Here is a 19,384-nt window from a genome sequence, read left to right as displayed (position 1 = left end):
GCTTCATGCAGGCCGGAGTCCCGGCGGGGTGCCTCATGCAGGCCTGGCTCCCAGCGGGGTGCCTCATGCAGGCCGGGCTCCCGGTGTGGCGCCTCCGGCAGGTCGGAGTCCCGGCGCGGCGCGTCAGGCCAGGCCGGCGCCCCGGATCCGCCCTGCGGCGGCAGGTCCGGCCAGGAGGACGGCCCGGTGCTGCCCTGTGGCGGCGTTCCCGGCAGCAAGGACGGCTCGGTGCCGCCCTGTGGCGGCGTGTCCGCCCAGGAGGACGGGCCGGAAGTGCTCGGCGACGAAGGCTCCGGCCAGGAGGACGGGCCAGAGGTGCTCGGCGAAGACGGCTCCGGCCAGGAGGATGGGCCAGGAGGCAGGTCGGGCCACGACGAAGGCCCCGTGGCCTCGTGGCGGGCGGGCTCGGAGCGGGAGTGGCGCGGCGGCTCGGGCCAGGAGTCATCGTTGCGCGGCGGCTCGGGCCACGACGGATCCTGGTGGGCGGGCCGCGGGGCCTCGGGCCATGACATGGGGACCTCGTCAGCCGGGGAGCCGGATACGTCGCGGCGAGGCGCGTCTGGCCAGGACGGTGGCAGGTGGGGTCCGGAATTCTCCACTGCCATTGCTGCCGCCCCTCCCGAGGTTGTGTCCGGATAACCCGTTATATCCGGATTTGACGTGCCAGGCATGATCTCATGGGATTTTCCAGGAGATGCAGGTGGTTCCGCAGCGAAACTAGCGAAGCCATGAGGATCCGTAGGCGGGTCCTGCATCGGCAGGCCTACCTCCGGTCGATCGGGCTCAGCTGGGTACACCACGGTGACAAGGGTATTCTTCAGGGACGAATGAGGCGCAACGGGTACATCACCATCAGGTCTCGCTGGACCTGAAGGACCCATTGTGCCTGGAGACCCCAGGCGAGTATCTGCATTCAGCCGAAGACGTGCGCTAGGCTTGACACGTGCGTTCCGCGACCCTGCTGCTTAGCGGGCCGCGACGGCCCTGAAGTCTCTCGCCGTCGCGGCTACCCCTCGTTGTGTGCACGGGGGGTTTTCTTATGGGTCCGAATCAAGCCAGAAGGACAGTAGCCGTGAGTGAGTACGATCCGCAGGCGCTGCAGGCCAAGTGGCAGCAGCGATGGGAGGAGCAGGAACCCTACCGGGCGAACGAGGACCCGGCGGACCCGCGCGAGCGTCGCTACATGCTCGACATGTTCCCCTACCCGTCCGGCGACCTGCACATGGGCCACGGCGAGGTGTTCGCCATCGGCGACGTCGTCGCGCGCTACTGGATGCAGAAGGGTTACAACGTCCTGCACCCGATCGGCTGGGACTCCTTCGGCCTGCCGGCGGAGAACGCCGCGATCAAGCGCAACGCCCACCCGGCCGAGTGGACCTACGCCAACATCGAGACGCAGGCCCACTCGTTCAGGCGCTATGGCATCTCCTTCGACTGGTCGCGCCGCCTGCACACCAGCGACCCCGACTACTACCGGTGGAACCAGTGGCTGTTCAACCGGTTCTACGAGCGCGGTCTGGCCTACCGGAAGGGCGGCCTGGTCAACTGGTGCCCCAACGACCAGACCGTGCTGGCCAACGAGCAGGTCGTGGCGGGCAAGTGCGAGCGCTGCGGCGCCGACGTCGTCCGCCGCGAGCTGACGCAGTGGTACTTCAAGATCACTGACTACGCGCAGCGCCTGCTGGACGACATGGACCAGCTGGACGCCTGGCCGGAGCGGCTGCTGACCATGCAGCGCAACTGGATCGGCCGTTCCGAGGGCGCCGACGTGCTGTTCCAGATCGAGGGCCGGGACGAGCCGGTCCACGTCTACACCACGCGGCCCGACACGCTGTTCGGCGCCACGTTCTTCGTGGTCGCCGTGGACGCCAAGCTGGCCGACGAGATCGTCACCGACGAGCACCGCGCCGACTTCGAGGCCTACCGCGCCGAGGTCGCCAAGCTGAGCGACATCGAGCGGCTGTCCACCGACAAGGAGAAGACCGGCGTCTTCCTGGGTCGCCACGCGATCAACCCGGTCAACGGCGAGCGCATCCCGGTCTGGGCGGCCGACTACGTGCTGTCCGACTACGGCCACGGCGCCATCATGGCCGTGCCCGCCCACGACCAGCGCGACCTGGACTTCGCGCTGAAGTTCGGGCTGTCGGTGAAGGTGGTCGTGCACACCGGCCTGGCCGACCCGGGTGAGACCGGCCAGGCCACAGGGGGCGAGGGCACGCTGGTCAACTCGGGACCGCTGGACGGGCTGTCCAAGGCCGAGGCCATCGCCAAGATCATCGAGATCCTGGAGCGTGAGGGCAGGGGCACGGGCGCGGTCAACTTCCGGCTGCGCGACTGGCTGCTGTCCCGCCAGCGGTTCTGGGGCACGCCGATCCCGATCATCCACTGCCCCGACTGCGGCGAGGTGCCCGTCCCCGACGACCAGCTGCCGGTCACGCTGCCCGACATGCGCGGCGAGGCGCTGGCGCCCAAGGGCGTCTCCCCGCTGGCCAGCGCCACCGAGTGGGTCAACGTCGAGTGCCCCAAGTGCGGCGGCGCGGCCAAGCGCGACACCGACACGATGGACACGTTCGTCGACTCGTCGTGGTACTACCTGCGCTACTGCTCGCCCGGCTACACCGACGGCCCGTTCGACGTCGAGCAGGTGCGCAAGTGGGGCCCGATCGACCAGTACGTCGGCGGCATCGAGCACGCCGTGCTGCACCTGCTGTACTCGCGGTTCTTCACCAAGGTCCTGCACGACATGGGCATGGTCGACTTCACCGAGCCGTTCAGGCGCATGCTGAACCAGGGCCAGGTGATCAACGGCGGCAAGGCCATGTCGAAGTCGCTGGGCAACGGCGTGGACCTGGGTCAGCAGATCGACGACTTCGGCGTCGACGCCGTGCGCCTGACCATGATCTTCGCCGGGCCGCCGGAGGACGACATCGACTGGGCCGACGTCTCGCCGGCCGCGTCGCAGAAGTTCCTGGCCCGCGCGCTGCGCGTCATGTCGGAGGTGGACAGCGCGCCCGGCGTGCCGTTCGAGAGCGGCGACGTGGCGCTGCGCAAGGTCACCCACCGCACGATCGACGAGGTCACCAAGCTGATCGAGTCGCAGCGCTTCAACGTCGCGGTGGCGCGCATGATGGAGCTGACCTCGGCCACGCGCAAGGCCATCGACTCCGGTTCCGGCGCAGGGGACCCGGCGGTGCGCGAGGCCGCGGAGACGCTGGCGATCATGCTGTCGCTGGTGGCCCCGTACACCGCCGATGAGGGCTGGGAGCGGCTGGGCCGCACCGGTCCCGTCGCCTTCGCCGGATGGCCGGTGGCCGTGCCCGCGCTGCTGGTGCAGGAGTCGGTCACCTGCGTCGTGCAGGTGGCCGGCAAGGTGCGCGACCGGCTGGAGGTCTCGCCGGACGTCAGCGAGGACGTGCTGCGGGAGCTGGCCCTGGCCTCGGAGAAGGTGGCGCCTTACCTGACGAACACGCCCCGCAAGGTGATCGTCCGGGCGCCCAAGCTGGTCAACATCGTCCCGTGACCACCGCCCCCACCGGTCCGGTCGAGCGTCCTGCACGCAGGCGGCCTGACCGGCTGGGGAGCGCCCCGCGCGCGGGCGGTGGCGGGATGGTCAGAGGTCGCGGAGGGCCGGGAGGAGCTCCTTCTCCGCCCAGTCGAAGAACGGCTGCTGCTGGTCGTGCCCGATCTGGACGAGCGCCACGTGCGTGTACCCGGCGTCGGCGTACTTCCTGACGCCCTCCACCACCGCGTTCACGTCGTTGCCGCACGGCACGCTCTGGGCCACGTCCTCGGGGCGCACCGTGCTGGTGGCAGCGGCGAAGTTCGCCGGCCCGGGCAGCTCCGCCATGACCTTCCAGCCGCCGCACGCCGCCCACCGCCAGAGCTTGTGCGCCCGCTGCCTGGCCGCCTCGGCGTCGGTGTCGTACGCGAGGGCCAGCTGCCCGTAGATGGGCTTGCCCTGCCCGCCCGCGGCGTTGAACAGGTTGACCACGTCCGGCATCGGATCGCTGACCACCAGCACGTCGCCGTACTCGGCCGCGATCTCCGCGGACTCGCCGCCCGAGGCGGCGATGGCGAGGGGCACCGGGCGGTCCGGCAGGTCGTAGAGCTTGGCCGAGTCCACGTCGTAGAACTCGCCCTGGTAGGTGACGTAGTCGCCGCTGAACAGCTCCTTGATGATCTGGATGGCCTCGGCGAACATCCGGTGCCTGGTGTCCACCGGCGGCCATCCCTCGCCGATGACGTGCTCGTTCAGGTTCTCGCCCGCGCCGAGGCCCAGCGTGAACCGGCCCTTGCTCAGCACGCCCATCGTGGCCGCCTTCTGCGCCACGACGGCCGGGTGGTAACGCATGATCGGGCAGGTCACGTACGTCATGAGTGGCATCCGCTCGGTGACCTGGGCCGCGGCGCCGAGCACCGACCAGCAGTACGGCGAGTGCCCCATCTCCTCGACCCACGGGAAGTAGTGGTCGGAGATGACCGCGTAGTCGAAACCGATCCGCTCGGCCGCCGCGGCGTAGTCGACCAGTTCCCGTGCCGGAGTCTGTTCGGACATCAAGGTGTAGCCGATTTGTACCATGCGTCCCGAGCTACCCGGGTTTGTCCGCCTTAGTGGAGGCAGGCCGGAGATCTCCGTCAGCGCGGCCCCCGCCGCCGGCGACGGCACGCCCTTGCCGTGCATTTCTGGCACCTCCCGCACTTGGCCTATCGCGGGACGTGGCGGGGCCCTCTGGGGGACAATTTCTTGGGCTGGCTTTTCGCGTCTGGCATTAGTGTGCACATGTGACAAATGGCGCATACCTGAGATACCCGCATTTGCACGGTGACGTGGTGACCTTCGTCGCCGATGACGATATCTGGCTGGCCCCGCTGTCCGGGGGCAGGGCCTGGCGGTTCACCGCCGACCGGGTGCCGGTGTCGCACCCGAGGCTCTCGCCCGACGGCACGCGCATCGCCTGGACGAGCGGCAAGGAGGGCGCGCCCGAGGTGTTCGCCGCGGAGATCGACGGTCCCGAGGGCGAGCGGCTGACCTACTGGGGCAGCGGCACGACCGGGGTGCGCGGGTGGACGGCCGAGGGCGACGTGCTCGCGATCAGCTCGGCCGGGGAGAGCGAGCGCACCAGGAACTGGGCGTACGCGGTGCCGCTGGACGGGGGACCGGCCACGCGCCTGCCGTACGGGTGGGTCAGCGAGGTGGCACTGAACGGCGCTCAGGTGGCGACCGTGTCATCGCTGTGGCGCGAGCCGTCGCAGTGGAAGCGGTACCGGGGCGGCACGGCCGGCAAGATCTGGGTCGACGCCGAGGGGAACGGCGAGTTCACCCGGTTGTTCGCCGACAGTACGGCGCAGTACTGGTCGGTCGGCTGGGTGGGGGACAGGATCGTCTTCCTGGCCGACATCGACGGCGTCGGCAACCTCTACTCCGCCCTGCCCGACGGGTCCGACCTGCGCCGGCACAGCTCTCATGAGGAGTTCTACGCCCGTCACGCCGCGAGCGACGGGGAGCGCGTCATCTACAGCCACGCCGGTGACCTGTGGTTGCTGGAGAGCCTGGACGCGGAGCCGTACCGGCTGGATGTGCAGCTGGGTGGGCCGCGACCGGGGCGGGCCAGACGCCCCGCGCCCACGCGGGTCGGCTCGTTCTCGCCGGACGCGACCGGGCGGGCCAGCGCCGTGGAGATCCGCGGGACCGCGCACTGGGTGACCCACCGCGACGGGCCCGCGGGCGCGCTGCGGGTTCAGCCGGGCGTGCGGGTACGCCTGCCGCGCGCGCTCGGCGCCGACGGGCGTGCCGTGTGGGTGTCGGACGCCGGCGGGGAGGACGGGCTGGAGATCGGCACGCCGGGCGGCGAGATCAGGATGCTGGCCGCCGGTCAGCTCGGGCGGGTGCTCGAGTTCGAGGCCGCGCCCGACGGCAAGCACGTGGCGGTCGCCACGCACGACGGGCGGCTGCTGGTGGTGGACCTCGAATCGGGGAACGTCCGTGAGCTCGACCGGACCACTCAGGGGGACGTCAGCGGGTTGACGTTCTCGCCGGACTCGGGCTGGCTGGCCTGGGTGCATCCGCATCATGATCCGCTGTCGCAGATCAAGATCGGGCGGGTCGACGGGACGTCGGTGATCGACGTGACGCCGGAGCGGTTCGCCGACTACAGCCCGGTTTTCACCAAGGACGGGAAGCATCTGGCGTTCCTGTCGGTCCGGACGTTCGATCCGGTTTACGACGCGCACGTCTTCGACCTGTCGTTCCCCGCCGGGTGCAAGCCGTACATCGTGCCCCTGCAGGCCACCACGCCGTCGCCGTTCGACCCCTCGCTGCAGGGGCGCGGGTTCAACGGCGAGGACGACAAGGCCGCCAAGGACGACAAGAAGGACGACGAGGCGCCGCGGACCGAGGTCGATCCCGACGGGCTCTCCTCACGCGTGGTGCCGGTGCCGGTGCCCGCCGGCCGCTACGGCAACCTGCGTACCGCCAAGGACGCCCTGCTCTGGCTGCGCTACCCGCTCGCCGGGCAGCTCGGCGACGGCACCGAGTCCACCGGCGAGATCGTGCTGGAGCGCTACGACCTCAAGAAGCGTGCCAGGGCCGAGCTGGGCAGGGAGATGCGGGCGTTCGAGGTCAGCGGGGACGGCAGCAGGCTCGTCACCAACGGCAAGAACGGCCTGCAGACCCGCGCCGCCACCGAGGGCGACGAGGTGACCAACATCGACCTCGACCGGGTCACCGTCCAGATCGACCCGGTAGCCGAATGGCGGCAGGGCTTCCGCGAGGCGGGCCGTCTCATGCGCGACCACTTCTGGCGCGAGGACATGAACGGCGTCGACTGGCAGGCCGTGCTCGAGCGCTACGAGCCCCTGGTGGAGCGCATCGGCGCCCACTCGGAGCTGATCGACCTGCTCTGGGAGACGCAGGGTGAGCTGGCCACCTCCCACGCCTACGCCTCCTTCAACGGCGGCGGCTACGACTTCCGCCGCCGCCAGGGCCTGCTCGGCGCGGACCTGTCCAGGGACGACGACGGGGTGTGGCGGGTCACGCGCATCCTGCCGGGCGAGTCCTCCGACCACGCCGCCCGCTCGCCGCTGCTCGCGCCCGGGGTGGCCATCCGTCCCGGCGACGCGATCGTCGCGGTGGGCGGGCGCCCGGTGGATCCGGTACGCGGCCCGCTCGCCCTTCTGGCGGGCACGGCGAACCAGCCCATCGAGGTGACCGTGCGGCCCGCCTCCGGCGGGGACCCGCGCCGCGTCGTGGTCACCCCGATCGCGGACGAGGCCCAGTTGCGTTACCACGACTGGGTGGAGAGCCGCCGGGCCCGCGTCCGTGAGGCTTCCGGCGGCAAGCTCGGCTACCTGCACGTGCCCGACATGGTGGCGTCGGGGTGGGCGCAGTTCCACCGCGACCTGCGTACCGAGATGGCCTACGACGGGCTCGTCGTGGACGTGCGGGGGAACGGCGGCGGGCACCTGTCGGAGCTCGTGCTGGAGAAGTTGTCGCGCAAGGTCACGGGATGGCAGCTGGCCCGCGGGTATGAGCCGATGCGGTACCCGGAGGACTCGCCCAGGGGGCCGGTCGTGACGGTCACCGACGAGTTCGCGGCCTCCGACGGGGACATCGTCAGCGCCGGCATCAAGGCCCGCGAGATCGGGCCGCTGGTGGGGACGCGGACGTGGGGCGGCGTGATCGGGATCGACTCGCGGTACTCGCTGGTGGACGGGACCCGGGTCACCCAGCCCCGCTACTCGTTCTGGATCGAGGGCCAGGGCTGGGGGATGGAGAATCACGGGGTGGAGCCGGACGTCGAGGTGGTGATCACGCCGCAGGACCGGGCGGCGGGGCGGGATCCGCAGCTGGACAAGGCGGTCGAGCTGGCGCTGGCCGCCTTGGCGCAGCAGCCCGCCGCCACCCCGCCCGACCTCCCGCCCCTTCCCTGACCGGGCCGGCTCAGGTCACGCGGGCCATACGGTCGAGGATCTCGGCGAGGATCGACTCCGTCGTGGCGAAGTTCAGGCGGACGTAATCCTCGCCGCCCGGCCCGAAGACCGAGCCGTCGACCAGGCGCACCCTGGCCTCCCGCTCGTACACCTCGGCCACGCCCGGCCGGCCCATGTGCAGCCACGCCAGGTACGTCGCCTCCGGGATCCGGTAGCCGACGGCCGAGGGCAGGCGGGAGGCGATCGTGTGGCGGTTGCGGTCCAGCAGGGCGCGGGTGGACTCCAGCCAGGCGTCCCCGTGCCGCCACGCCGCCACCGTGGCCTCCACGCCGAACAGGTTCGCCGAGCCGTACACGAAGGGCGGCTGCGCCTCCAGGGCCTTGCGGACCCCTGCGTGCCCCATGTGGGCGACCGAGCAGCGGATGCCGCCCAGGTTGAACGCCTTCGTGGCGGACGTCAGCGTGACGGTGCGTTCGGGGAGGATCGTGGCGAACGGGATGTGCCGGTTCGGCTCGAAGGTGAGGTCCGCGTGGATCTCGTCGGCGAGGACCAGCAGGTCGTGGCGTTCGGCCTGCTCGGCCAGCGCGGTCAGCTCCTCGCGGGTGAAGGCGCGCCCGGTCGGGTTGTGCGGGTTGACGAGGAGGAGCACGCGGCAGCCCGCGAGATCCGGCACCTCGAAGCGCCACGAGTCGCCGTCGGGCTCGACCTGGATGGGGTGCAGGGGGCGTTCCATGACGTTCAGCGTCGTCAGGAACGGGTGGTAGGCCGGGGTGTGCAGGGCGACGCCGTCACCAGGCCGGGTCCAGACTTGGAGGAGAACCTGGAGCGCCTGGTTGATGTCGTTGAACGAGCGCACGTGCGAGGGGTCGGCCGGCCAGCCGTACCGGTTCGTCATGCGTTCGGCGAACGCCTCCGCCAGCGGTCCTGCGGTGGGCTTGTCCAGCCAGGCGGGATAGCCGAGGTCGCCGGAGGCCCGGCGCTGGAGGGCCTCGATCACCTCGGGGGCGGTGGGCAGGTCCATGTCGGCCACCCAGGCGGGGATGACGCCCGGCGGGACATCTGACCACTTAATCCCATCGTGTGTTGCCTTAAGGTCTTCGGGGGTGTATGCCTCATTCACCCGGCAATTCTAGGATTGTGGAATGTGATGAGGCGGCGACCCCCCTTGTGGCAGGCTGGGCGGCCATGACGCCCTACCCCAAGATCGATGCCATTGTCGAGACCTACCTGTCGGTGGCCGACGCGGAGGCTCCCGGGCTGGTGGAGGGTCTCTACCTGGAGGGCTCCGCGGCGCTGGGCGACTACCGGCCCGGCACGAGCGACGTGGACTTCGTCGCGGTGACGGCCGCCGAGCCGCCGTTCGAGGTGCTCCAGCGCATTCACACCCGGCTGGGCGCGTACCCGTTCGAGGGCTGCTACCTCACCTGGGACGACCTCCGCCGGGACCCCTCCGAACTGGGCCCGCGCCCTCGGGCGTACGCCGGGAAGCTCCACCCCCGGGGCTACCTCAACCCGGTCACCTGGCACACGCTGGCCAGGCACGGCCTGACCTGTCGCGGCCCCAAGCCGGACGAGCTGGACATCTGGCACGATCCAGCCGCCCTGGCCGCCTGGACGGACGACAACCTCGACCGCTACTGGCGACGCCTGGTGACCCGGGCCTCCCGCCTGGCCGCGCCCCGGGGGCTGGCCTGCCTGGGGAACTACGGCACCGTGTGGATCGTCACGGGCGTCTCCCGGCTGCACTACACACTGGCGACCGGCGAGATCACCTCCAAGACGGGTGCCGGGAGGCACGCGCTGGAGGCGTTCCCCGAGCGCTGGCACCGCGTGGTGAACGAGGCGCTGCGCCTGCGCGAGGAGGACACCGCGCTGCCGACGATCTCGAGCGGGCTCAGCGGGCTGGGCGAGCACTTCGGCACGCCCAGGGCCTCCATGTACGGCTCGCCGTTCGAGCGCAGGCGCGACGTGCTCGCCTTCGCCGATCAGGCGATCACGGCCGCGCACGAGCTGTACGCCGCGCGGTAAGGCTGCACACGGGCTGCAAGTCCGGCATGCGGGCATTGACGATCGCCGACGCCCGGGATACGAATGCCCGCACCGCGCCATTGTCGGCGCATGCGTGGATGTTAACGCTAACACTGCGGAGGGCCGCTGGATGCGTACACCTCGAAGCGTTCGCCGGGCGTTCGTGGCGCTGCTGGTCGCCGTCGCGGCCGTCGCCTTCGCGCCGCCCGCCCACGCCGTCGGGCCCGCGCCCCACTACCTGATGACCGCGTTCACCAACGCGAGTCAGTCGAACATGTACGTCTACGACTCGGCGAACGCCACCACCTACCACCTCATCAGGGCAAACGCCTACACGCCGCCGTCCGGGCTGATCCGCGACCCGAGCGTCATGCGGCACACCGACGGCTACTACTACCTCGTCCACACGACGAACTGGACCGGCGACACCATCGGGTTCGCCCGCAGCGCCGACGCCGTGACCTGGACGTTCCTGCGTAACGTCACCGTGGGGCTGAACGGCGCCACCGGCAGCACCTGGGCGCCGGAGTGGTTCAAGGACTCCGACGGCAGCGTGCACGTGATCTTCTCGGCGTCCACGACGGGCACGGCGGGGCAGTTCCGGCCGTACCGGATCACTGCCACCAACAGCGCGTTGTCGTCCTGGACGGCCCCGGTCGCGCTGGGCATCCCGGCGAACTACATCGACAGCTTCGTCGTCAAGGTCGGCTCCACGTACCACAATTTCCTGAAAAACGAGACGACCAAGTACATCGAGCACGCCACCGCCGGCTCACTCAGCGGACCGTGGACGTTCACCGGCACGGGGAACTGGGCGGGCTGGGGATCGGGCCTGGAGGGCCCGGCGCTGACGCGGCTGCCCGACGGCAGGTGGCGGATCTACTTCGACAACTACACGGCCGGGCGCTACTACTACGCCGACAGCTCGAACCTGTCGTCCTTCGGGGCCAGGGTGGAGCTGCCCGGCCTGTCCGGGACGGCCAGGCACTTCACCGTGCTGCGCGAGGACTCCGGCGACGCGACGGCGGTGCCCACCGGCAACCGGTCGCTGCGCTCGGCCAACTTCCCCGACCGGTACGTACGCCACCGCGACCAGCTCGCCTACCTCGACCCGCTCTCCGCCTCCAGCCCGCCGGCCGACCGCCAGTCCGGCACGTTCACCGTCACCGCCGGGCTCGCCCATTCCGGCTGCTACTCGTTCCAGTCGGTGAACCAGCCCGGTTACTACCTGCGGCACTACAACCTGCGGCTGGCCCTGCAGCGCGACGACGGCTCGGCGATCTTCAAGAGCGACGCCACGTTCTGCGGGCGGGCAGGGCTGGCGGGTGGCGGGAGCACCTCGTTCGAGTCGTACAACCTGCCCGGGCGCTACCTGCGCCACTACAACTACGAGATGCGGCTGGACCTGCGCGAGCCGACGTCGGTGTTCGCCTCCGACGCCTCGTTCACGGTCGCCTCGCCGCTGGCCTGAACCTGGACCGGGAGGGACGAGCCCATGCCCGTGAGACCGGCCTTCGTCGCCGTGGCTACGCTGCTCATCGTGTTCGCCAACCTGCTGTCGCCGGGCGCCGCGCACGCCTCGCCCGCCGTGCAGTACACCAACCCGCTGGCCGCCCAGCGCGCCGACCCGCACATCTACCGCCACACCGACGGCTACTACTACTTCACCGCCACCGCGCCCGAGTACGACCGCATCGTGCTGCGCCGCGCCACCACCATCCAGGGCCTGGCGAGCGCCCCCGAGACGGTCATCTGGCGCAAGCACGCCACCGGCGAGATGGGCGCGCACATCTGGGCGCCGGAGATCCACTTCATCAACGGCAGGTGGTACGTGTACTTCGCGGCCGGGCGGGCCGACGACGTCTGGCGGATCCGGATGTACGTGCTGGAGAGCACCGCCGCCAACCCGCTGACCGGTTCCTGGACCGAGCGTGGCCGCATCGCCACGCCCTGGGACACGTTCTCGCTGGACGCCACCACGTTCGTCGCGAACGGCGTGCGCTACCTGCTCTGGGCCCAGCAGGAGCCGGGCATCGCCACCAACTCCAACCTGTACATCGCCCGCATGGGCGCCAGCCCGTGGACGATCACCGGCGCCACGACCCGCCTGACCGTGCCGACGCTGGCGTGGGAGACGCGCGGCTACAAGGTGGCCGAGGGCCCTTCGGTGCTGCAGCGCAACGGCCGGCTCTTCCTGACGTACTCCGCGAGTGCCACGGACGCCAACTACTGCCTCGGCCTGCTGACCGCCTCCGCCTCGGCTGACCCGCTGCAGGCGTCCTCCTGGACGAAGAGCCCGAACCCGGTCTTCGCCAGCAGCGCCGCGACCAGCCAGTACGGGCCTGGCCACAACTCCTTCACGACCTCGGAGGACGGGCAGAGCGACATCCTCGTCTACCACGACCGGAACTACCGCGACATCTCGGGCGACCCGCTGAACGACCCGAACCGGCGTACACGGGTGCAGAAGGTGTACTGGCGGGCGGACGGGACGCCTGACTTCGGCATCCCGGTGCCCGACGGGGCGACGCCGGTGCGGCTGATGTCGTACGACACGCCAGGACAGGCGCTGCGGCACTGGGACTACCGGGTGCGGCTGGAGGGCAACATCTCACCGCTGGCCGACTCCCAGTTCCGGCTCGTCACGGGGCTGTCGGGCGCGGGGACGGTCTCGCTGGAGTCGACCAACTTCCCGGGGTACTACCTGCGGCACCGGAATTTCGAGGCGTGGGTGGAACGGCGGGACGGGACCGGCCTTTTCGACGCGGACGCCAGTTTCGCGCGCCGCGCGGGGCTGGCGGGCTCGAGCACGGTGTCGCTGGAGTCCGTGAACTTTCCCGGGTATTTTCTGCGGCATCGGGCGGGGCTGGTGTGGGGGGAGCAGAACGACGGCACCAGCGCCTTCAAGGGGAACGCGAGCTTCGTACTGGAGTGAGCGACTGGCCGCCGTCTGCGGGTGATCGTCGCACGCGATCGCGGCACGATGGGGCACACCCGCAAACGCCGCCTATGCCACAGCCTCAGACGAGGCCGAGCGCGAAACGGACGTCGGAGGCGACGCATCGCCCAGTTGGCGACATCGTGAGACGGCGCAGCCGAGCACGGGCACCGGCGAACGCGCCGCCCACTCGGACCACGGTGCAGCCGGACGACATCGTGAGACGCCGGAGCCGGTGCCAAGGCGTGCCGTTGGTGGCGACACGGTAGTGCCCGCGAGGTCGTCGTACCCCGCGGGTGGTGTGTTTGGCGCGCGCCGGAGCGCGGCGCGTGCCATATGACGCGCGCCGAGGCCCTACGAGCCGTGGCCGGCTACAACCGGCGCAGGACTGCTACGACCTTGCCCAGGACGCTGGCCTCGTCGCCGGGGATGGGCTCGTAGTTGGAGTTGTGCGGGACGAGCCAGACGTGGCCGTCCTTGCGCTTGAAGGTCTTGACGGTGGCCTCGCCCTCGATCATGGCGGCCACGATGTCGCCGCTCTCCGCCACCGGCTGCTGCCGCACGACCACCCAGTCGCCGTCGGCGATGGCGGCCTCGATCATCGAGTCACCGCTGACCTGCAACAGGAACAGCGTGCCCTCGCCGACGAGCTGCTTGGGCAGCGCGAAGACGTCTTCGACGCTCTCCTCGGCCAGGATCGGACCACCGGCGGCGATGCGGCCGACGAGCGGGACGTAAGCCGCCGTGGGACGGTTGATCGTCGGCTCTTCGTCGGTCGCGTCGGGGTCGACCCACAGCACGGGCTCGCCCGGGAGGCGCACCTCGAGCGCGCGCGGCCGGTGCGGGTCGCGTCGCAGGTAGCCCTTGCGCTGCAGCGCCGTCAACTGGTGCGACACGCTCGACGTGCTGGTCAGCTGAACCGCCTCGCCGATCTCGCGCATGGAGGGCGGATAGCCGCGCTGTTGCACCGAGTCGCGGATGACTTCGAGGATCTTGCGCTGCCTGGGCGTCAGGCCCAGGGCATCGCGCCGGCGCACCGCGAGGTCGCTGACCCCGTTCGCGCCATCCCGCTCACTCATGCTCTTCCTCCTCCTCGCCTGGCGGCCCGCCTCACCGGCGAACCTCCCGGTCCGTGGTCCTGATGTCGCACACAGCGACCGTATCGCTGTTGAAGATCATCTTCAAACAATTGTTCGAGTCTTCCTCGAAATTGTCGCCTGCGTGGTGTACAACATCGTACGGGAGTTCGATCGACATCGTGTTCGATTTGCTGATCTTTATTTGGCCTTTCCCTCAGGCCGCACGGCAGGAGGTCAACCATGCGAACGCCCACAAAAGCGGACACGACCAGCCAAGACGCCAAACGACTCACACTCATCGCCGATGCCACGCAGAGTAACGATCGACGAGACAATACGCGGACGGGGGCCGGTTTCCGCGGCAATTCCGGGAAGAGGTTGGGGCCCCGTTCGAGTCGCGGGGGAAGGCCCCATTTGCGATTGGTCCCGCCTCCGCGTGCCGGCGCCGACGCGGCCGCGACCGTACCGCCGGGCAGGGGAGGAGCCCGTGCGGACGCAGGCGACGAAACGGCCGCCGCCCGCAGCTCCGGCGAGGGCCGGCGGCAACGGCGCCCCAGGGGTGGTGCCGACGCGGATCGGGGGATGGGGATGAACGATCGAGGGGTGGTGCGGGCGCCGGCCGCCGACGCGCGGCCGCGGGCAGCCGCGAAAGGGGGCGGTCTGGGAGTTTCCGGGGCAAGGAAGACGGCGGGTAGACGCGGGGTCGCTGGTCCTCGGGGTGGTGGCGAGGGCGCTTCGGAGGATCTTCGGGGCGGTCGCGCAGGTGTCGCCGGAACGCGGGGAGGCGCTCGTGGCGCAGGGGAAGGCGGCGTGCGGGGCGGGCGTTCGCGGCGTGGTGCCGGCGTCGGGAGGCGGAGCAGTCGGCGGTGGGGTCGCCGAGCCGCGAGGTGGCGTGCGCGGCGGGCATCGGCGCGAGTGCGCCGGCGGTCCGCTCCGCCGTTGCGGCTGACCCGGCGCGGGCGCGTCGTGCTGGTGGTCGCGATGGCGTTGCTGTCACTGGGCGGGTTCTGGCTCGGCACGCGCGCGGTCGGGCATGCGGCGGTCCAGGTCGTCGTGACCAGCCACGCCGGCCTGCCGTGGGTTGAAGTGCGCGAGGGCGACACGTTGTGGCGCATCGCCGAGGCGCTCACCCAGGGGGACGATCCGGGTCCTGTCGTGGAGGAGATCAAGCGCCTCAACGGGCTGCCCGGCTCACTCATCCGGCCCGGCACCCGACTCTACGTTCCGGACGACACCGCCGCTTTACGCTGATCGCCCACTCCTGCGCCCCGGGGTGGCATCGGTCCCCAAGGTTGATCGCCCACCTCCGTGTCTGCCGGTGGCAGTGTGTCCTTGGGTTGACTGCCCGCCTCTGCGTGCAGGGTGGCAGTGCGTCCTTGGGCCGGGTGGCGCCTCCGTGTGTGCGGTGGCGTCGCCGGCCTCCGCGGTTGGTCGCGCCGCTCTGCGTCCCGGACGACGCCGCCGCCTTGGGCTGATCGCCTGGGCGCCGGGGTCCGGTGGGTGGGTGACGTTCGTGGAAGTAGAGGCGTCGGATAACTTTGTGAGGTTCGTTCACCGGCGAGGCTGCGCGCAACTCATGTGACGCCTCCAGCTGCACAAAGATCACTCCTGAGGTCGACACGCCCGGGTCCTGGTGGTGACGGCGGGCTGATCAGCGACTTCACTTCGATGGCGCCGCTCAACTTGCGTTCATGGTCGCGCGCTTCTACGGTTGGACCACAACATCTAGTAGTTACACCGATGTAGTTCACCACACCTTGTGTTTTCGTGACCGCACCATGGCCAGCACTGTGGGGCGTGCGCGAGCGTCCCGTCAGGACGGTTTCGCGCGTGTGGTGGCCGCAGGTCTAGGAGGGCGAAAGCGTGCACTGTCCGTTCTGTCGCCACCCTGACACCAGGGTCATCGACAGTCGCTCCACGGACGACGGTGCGGCCATCAGGCGTCGCCGCACCTGTCCCGAGTGCGGGCGCAGGTTCACCACGCAGGAGACCGTACTGCTCATGGTGAGCAAGCGCAGCGGGGTGACGGAGCCGTTCTCGAGAGACAAGGTCGTCGCGGGCGTGCGACGGGCGTGTCAGGGCAGGCCGGTAAGTGAGGATTCACTGGCGCAGCTCGGGCAGCGGGTGGAAGAGGCCATCAGGGCCAAGGGCGCGGCCGAGATCCCCTCCAACGAGGTGGGCCTGGCCATCCTGGGCCCGCTGCGGGACCTCGATGAGGTGGCCTACCTGCGGTTCGCATCGGTGTATCGCGGTTTCGAGAGCCTGGCGGACTTCGAGGCCGAGATCTCACAGTTGAAGGCGGAGAAGGGGGAGTCATGACGGAGACGGCCAGCGGTTCAGTCGCGCGGGGTGGCAAGCGTCCGCGCAAGGGGCTGAAGATGAAGCGGATCTTCACCAAGCCCGGCGTGCACCCGTATGACGAGATCCAGTGGGAGCGCCGCGACGTCGTCATGACGAACTGGCGCGACGGCTCGATCAATTTTGAGCAGCGGGGCGTCGAGTTCCCCGAGTTCTGGTCGGTGAACGCGGCCAACATCGTGACGACCAAATACTTCCGCGGGGCGGTGGGCACCCCGCAGCGCGAGTGGAGCCTGAAGCAGCTGATCGACCGGGTCGTCGGCGTCTACACCAGTACCGGGATCGAGCACGGCTACTTCGCCAGCGACGAGGACGCCGAGATCTTCGACCACGAGCTCAAGCACGCGCTGGCGCACCAGGTGTTCGCGTTCAACTCGCCGGTCTGGTTCAACGTGGGCACCAAGTCGCCCCAGCAAGTGAGCGCTTGTTTCATTCTTTCCGTGGACGACCAGATGGAGTCCATCCTCGAGTGGTACAAGGAAGAGGGTGTGATCTTCAAGGGCGGCTCGGGCTCGGGTGTGAACCTGTCCCGCATCCGCTCGTCGAAGGAGTTGCTGTCGAGCGGCGGCACGGCCAGCGGCCCGGTGAGCTTCATGCGCGGCGCGGACGCGTCGGCGGGGACGATCAAGTCCGGCGGCGCCACCCGCAGGGCGGCCAAGATGGTCGTGCTCGACGTCGACCACCCCGACATCGAGGAGTTCATCGAGACCAAGGCGCGCGAGGAAGACAAGATCCGCGCGCTGCGTGACGCCGGTTTCGACATGGACCTGGGCGGCAAGGACATCGTCTCCGTCCAGTACCAGAACGCCAACAACTCCGTGCGCGTCTCCGACGAGTTCATGCGCGCGGTGGAGAAGGGCGGCGAGTTCGGCCTGCGCGCCCGCCTGACCGGCGAGGTCATCGAGACGGTGGACGCCAGGGAGCTCTTCCGCAAGATGGCCAAGGCCGCCTGGGAGTGCGCCGACCCGGGCCTGCAGTACGACGACACGATCAACGACTGGCACACCACCCCCGAGACGGGGCGGATCACGGCCAGCAACCCGTGCTCCGAGTACGTCCACCTGGACAACTCCTCCTGCAACCTGGCCAGCATCAACCTGCTGAAGTTCCTCAAGGACGACAACTCCTTCAATGTCGCCGACTTCGTCAAGCTGACCGAGCTGATCATCACCGCGATGGACATCTCGATCACGTTCGCGGACTTCCCGACCGAGAAGATCGGCGAGACCTCGCGGGCGTACCGGCAGCTCGGCATCGGCTACGCCAACCTCGGCGCCCTGCTCATGGCGACGGGCCACGCGTACGACTCCGACGGCGGCCGCGCGGTGGCGGCGGCGATCACGTCGCTGATGACCGGCGTGTCCTACCGCCGCAGCGCCGAGCTGGCCGGGGTGGTCGGGCCGTACGACGGTTACGCCAGGAACGCCGAGCCGCACAAGCGCGTCATGCGCAAGCACGCGGCGGCCAACGACAACCTGCGCACGATCGGCTCCATGGACGCGAAGATCCACTCCGAGGCGTCGCGCCAGTGGTCGGATTGTCTCAAGCTCGGTGAGAAGAACGGCTACCGCAACGCCCAGGCCAGCCTGCTGGCCCCCACGGGGACCATCGGGCTGATGATGGACTGCGACACCACCGGCATCGAGCCGGACCTGGCGCTGGTCAAGTTCAAGAAGCTCGTCGGCGGCGGCTCCATGCAGATCGTCAACCAGACGATCCCGAGGGCGCTCAAGCAGCTCGGCTACCAGCAGGAGCAGATCGAGGCCATCGTCGAGTACATCGCCGAGCACGGCCACGTCGTCGAGGCGCCGGGCCTGCGGCAGGAGCACTACGAGGTGTTCGACTGCGCGATGGGTGAGCGGGCGATCGCGCCCATGGGCCACGTGCGCATGATGGCGGCCACCCAGCCGTTCCTGTCCGGGGCCATCTCCAAGACGGTCAACCTGCCCGAGTCGGCCACGATCGACGACATCGAGCAGGTCTACCAGGAGGGCTGGAGGCTGGGGCTCAAGGCCCTGGCCGTCTACCGCGACAACTGCAAGGTGGGCCAGCCGCTGTCGGCGGGCAACGGCGCCAAGAAGGAAGAGGCCAAGGAGGTCAAGGAGCCCGAGGTCAAGGTCATCGAGGTCAACCGGCCGACCAGGCGGCGCATGCCCAACCAGCGGCCGAGCACGACGACCCGCTTCACGGTGGGCGGCGCCAAGGGCTACATGACCGCTTCGTCCTACCCGGACGACGGGCTCGGCGAGGTCTTCCTCAAGATGTCCAAGCAGGGCTCGACGCTGGCGGGCGTCATGGACGCGTTCTCCGTCGCGATCTCCATCGGCCTCCAGTACGGCGTGCCGCTGGAGACGTACATGAGCAAGTTCGTCAACATGCGCTTCGAGCCCGCCGGGATGACGGACGACCCGGACATCCGGATGGCGACGTCGGTGATGGACTACATCTTCCGCCGCCTGGCCCTCGACCACCTCCCCTACGAGGAGAGGGCGGCCCTGGGCATCTTCTCGGCGGCCGAGCGCGCCGCGCAGCAGCGCGGTGAGGACCCGGCGGCGCTGCAGGAGGCGGTCGACCGCGAGGCGCTGGCCCAGTCGGCGCCCATCGAGGAGAAGCCGAAGGCGGAGGCGGCACAGCAGCCGGCGGTCAAGGAGCTGACCCTGGAGAGCCACCAGCGCTTCACGGCCGACGCGCCGCTCTGCATGACCTGCGGCACCAAGATGCGCCCGGCCGGAAGCTGCTACGTCTGCGAGGGCTGCGGGTCGACCAGCGGTTGCAGCTAGCGGTTCTGGGCGCCTTGAAGGCGTGAAACAACCCTTCGGAACGGGGAGTCGAGGCGAACTCGGCTCCCCGTTCCGTCATGTCGGCGTCGCGCTTTTCCGCACCGACGACGGTGAGCAACCGTTGGTGCGGCGCCTCCCGCACCGGCTGGGGTTCGTCTCTGTAGCAGCCTTGTAGCGAGATTATAGGGCGGCCTGTTATGGCCCTTCTGCGGGATTATTCAGAGTTGACACGGATCTGGGGACAAGGTCATCCTTTTCCGCGGCGCCCAAAA

12 protein-coding genes are annotated in these 19,384 nt (G+C 69.7%); 8 read left to right on the top strand and 4 right to left on the bottom strand.

Annotated features, from left to right (window positions below):
- Window positions 1-123: 123 nt before the first annotated feature.
- The gene (locus ABN273_RS26845; RefSeq protein ID WP_349451782.1) at window positions 124-372 is read right to left on the bottom strand and encodes a hypothetical protein; all 249 of its coding nucleotides are present in this window, start codon (window positions 370-372) and stop codon (window positions 124-126) included.
- 667 nt (window positions 373-1,039) lie between these two features.
- Between ABN273_RS26845 and leuS the strand changes: the two genes are divergently transcribed.
- Complete coding sequence (gene leuS, locus ABN273_RS26840; RefSeq protein WP_349451781.1) at window positions 1,040-3,520, top strand: leucine--tRNA ligase; 2,481 nt, start codon at window positions 1,040-1,042, stop codon at window positions 3,518-3,520.
- A gap of 90 nt (window positions 3,521-3,610) precedes the next feature.
- Here the strand turns inward: leuS and ABN273_RS26835 are convergent, their stop codons facing one another.
- Complete coding sequence (locus ABN273_RS26835; RefSeq protein ID WP_349451780.1) at window positions 3,611-4,579, bottom strand: TIGR03557 family F420-dependent LLM class oxidoreductase; 969 nt, start codon at window positions 4,577-4,579, stop codon at window positions 3,611-3,613.
- A 203-nt stretch (window positions 4,580-4,782) separates the two neighbouring features.
- Here ABN273_RS26835 and ABN273_RS26830 point away from each other — a divergent pair, with 203 nt between their 5' ends.
- Window positions 4,783-7,929 (top strand): S41 family peptidase, encoded by a 3,147-nt coding sequence (locus ABN273_RS26830; RefSeq protein ID WP_502911139.1) that lies wholly within the window; start codon window positions 4,783-4,785, stop codon window positions 7,927-7,929.
- A gap of 10 nt (window positions 7,930-7,939) precedes the next feature.
- Here ABN273_RS26830 and ABN273_RS26825 read toward each other — a convergent pair whose 3' ends face one another.
- Window positions 7,940-8,950, bottom strand: a complete 1,011-nt coding sequence (locus tag ABN273_RS26825; RefSeq protein ID WP_349451777.1) for a MalY/PatB family protein — start codon at window positions 8,948-8,950, stop codon at window positions 7,940-7,942.
- A gap of 164 nt (window positions 8,951-9,114) precedes the next feature.
- Here ABN273_RS26825 and ABN273_RS26820 point away from each other — a divergent pair, with 164 nt between their 5' ends.
- The 3 genes from ABN273_RS26820 to ABN273_RS26810 all read left to right on the top strand — a co-directional run bounded on the left by ABN273_RS26820 (window position 9,115) and on the right by ABN273_RS26810 (window position 12,892).
- A complete protein-coding gene (locus tag ABN273_RS26820; protein ID WP_349451776.1) occupies window positions 9,115-9,957 on the top strand; it encodes a nucleotidyltransferase domain-containing protein in 843 nt (280 codons plus the stop codon).
- Between the two features lie 130 nt (window positions 9,958-10,087).
- A complete protein-coding gene (locus tag ABN273_RS26815) occupies window positions 10,088-11,428 on the top strand; it encodes a glycoside hydrolase family 43 protein (RefSeq protein ID WP_349451775.1) in 1,341 nt (446 codons plus the stop codon).
- 24 nt (window positions 11,429-11,452) lie between these two features.
- Entirely contained in the window at window positions 11,453-12,892 is a 1,440-nt protein-coding gene (locus ABN273_RS26810) for a family 43 glycosylhydrolase (RefSeq protein WP_349451774.1), read from the top strand.
- A 374-nt stretch (window positions 12,893-13,266) separates the two neighbouring features.
- Here ABN273_RS26810 and lexA read toward each other — a convergent pair whose 3' ends face one another.
- On the bottom strand, window positions 13,267-13,974 hold the full coding sequence (lexA, locus tag ABN273_RS26805) for a transcriptional repressor LexA (protein ID WP_349451773.1): 708 nt from the start codon (window positions 13,972-13,974) through the stop codon (window positions 13,267-13,269).
- 939 nt (window positions 13,975-14,913) lie between these two features.
- Between lexA and ABN273_RS26800 the strand changes: the two genes are divergently transcribed.
- The 3 genes from ABN273_RS26800 (at window position 14,914) to ABN273_RS26790 (ending at window position 19,112) form a co-directional block, all read left to right on the top strand.
- Window positions 14,914-15,225 (top strand): LysM peptidoglycan-binding domain-containing protein, encoded by a 312-nt coding sequence (locus ABN273_RS26800; protein ID WP_349451772.1) that lies wholly within the window; start codon window positions 14,914-14,916, stop codon window positions 15,223-15,225.
- A 612-nt stretch (window positions 15,226-15,837) separates the two neighbouring features.
- Window positions 15,838-16,293 (top strand): transcriptional regulator NrdR, encoded by a 456-nt coding sequence (gene nrdR, locus ABN273_RS26795; RefSeq protein ID WP_111183346.1) that lies wholly within the window; start codon window positions 15,838-15,840, stop codon window positions 16,291-16,293.
- A complete protein-coding gene (locus tag ABN273_RS26790; protein WP_349451771.1) occupies window positions 16,290-19,112 on the top strand; it encodes a vitamin B12-dependent ribonucleotide reductase in 2,823 nt (940 codons plus the stop codon). The genes nrdR and ABN273_RS26790 overlap by 4 nt, the downstream gene beginning before the upstream one ends.
- The last annotated feature ends 272 nt before the right edge of the window (window positions 19,113-19,384 follow it).

Origin of the sequence: Nonomuraea sp. B19D2 (genome assembly GCF_040137845.1) — a bacterium.
Taxonomy (GTDB): Bacteria; Actinomycetota; Actinomycetes; order Streptosporangiales; family Streptosporangiaceae; genus Nonomuraea.
This window is presented reverse-complemented; position numbering and strand designations above follow the sequence as displayed.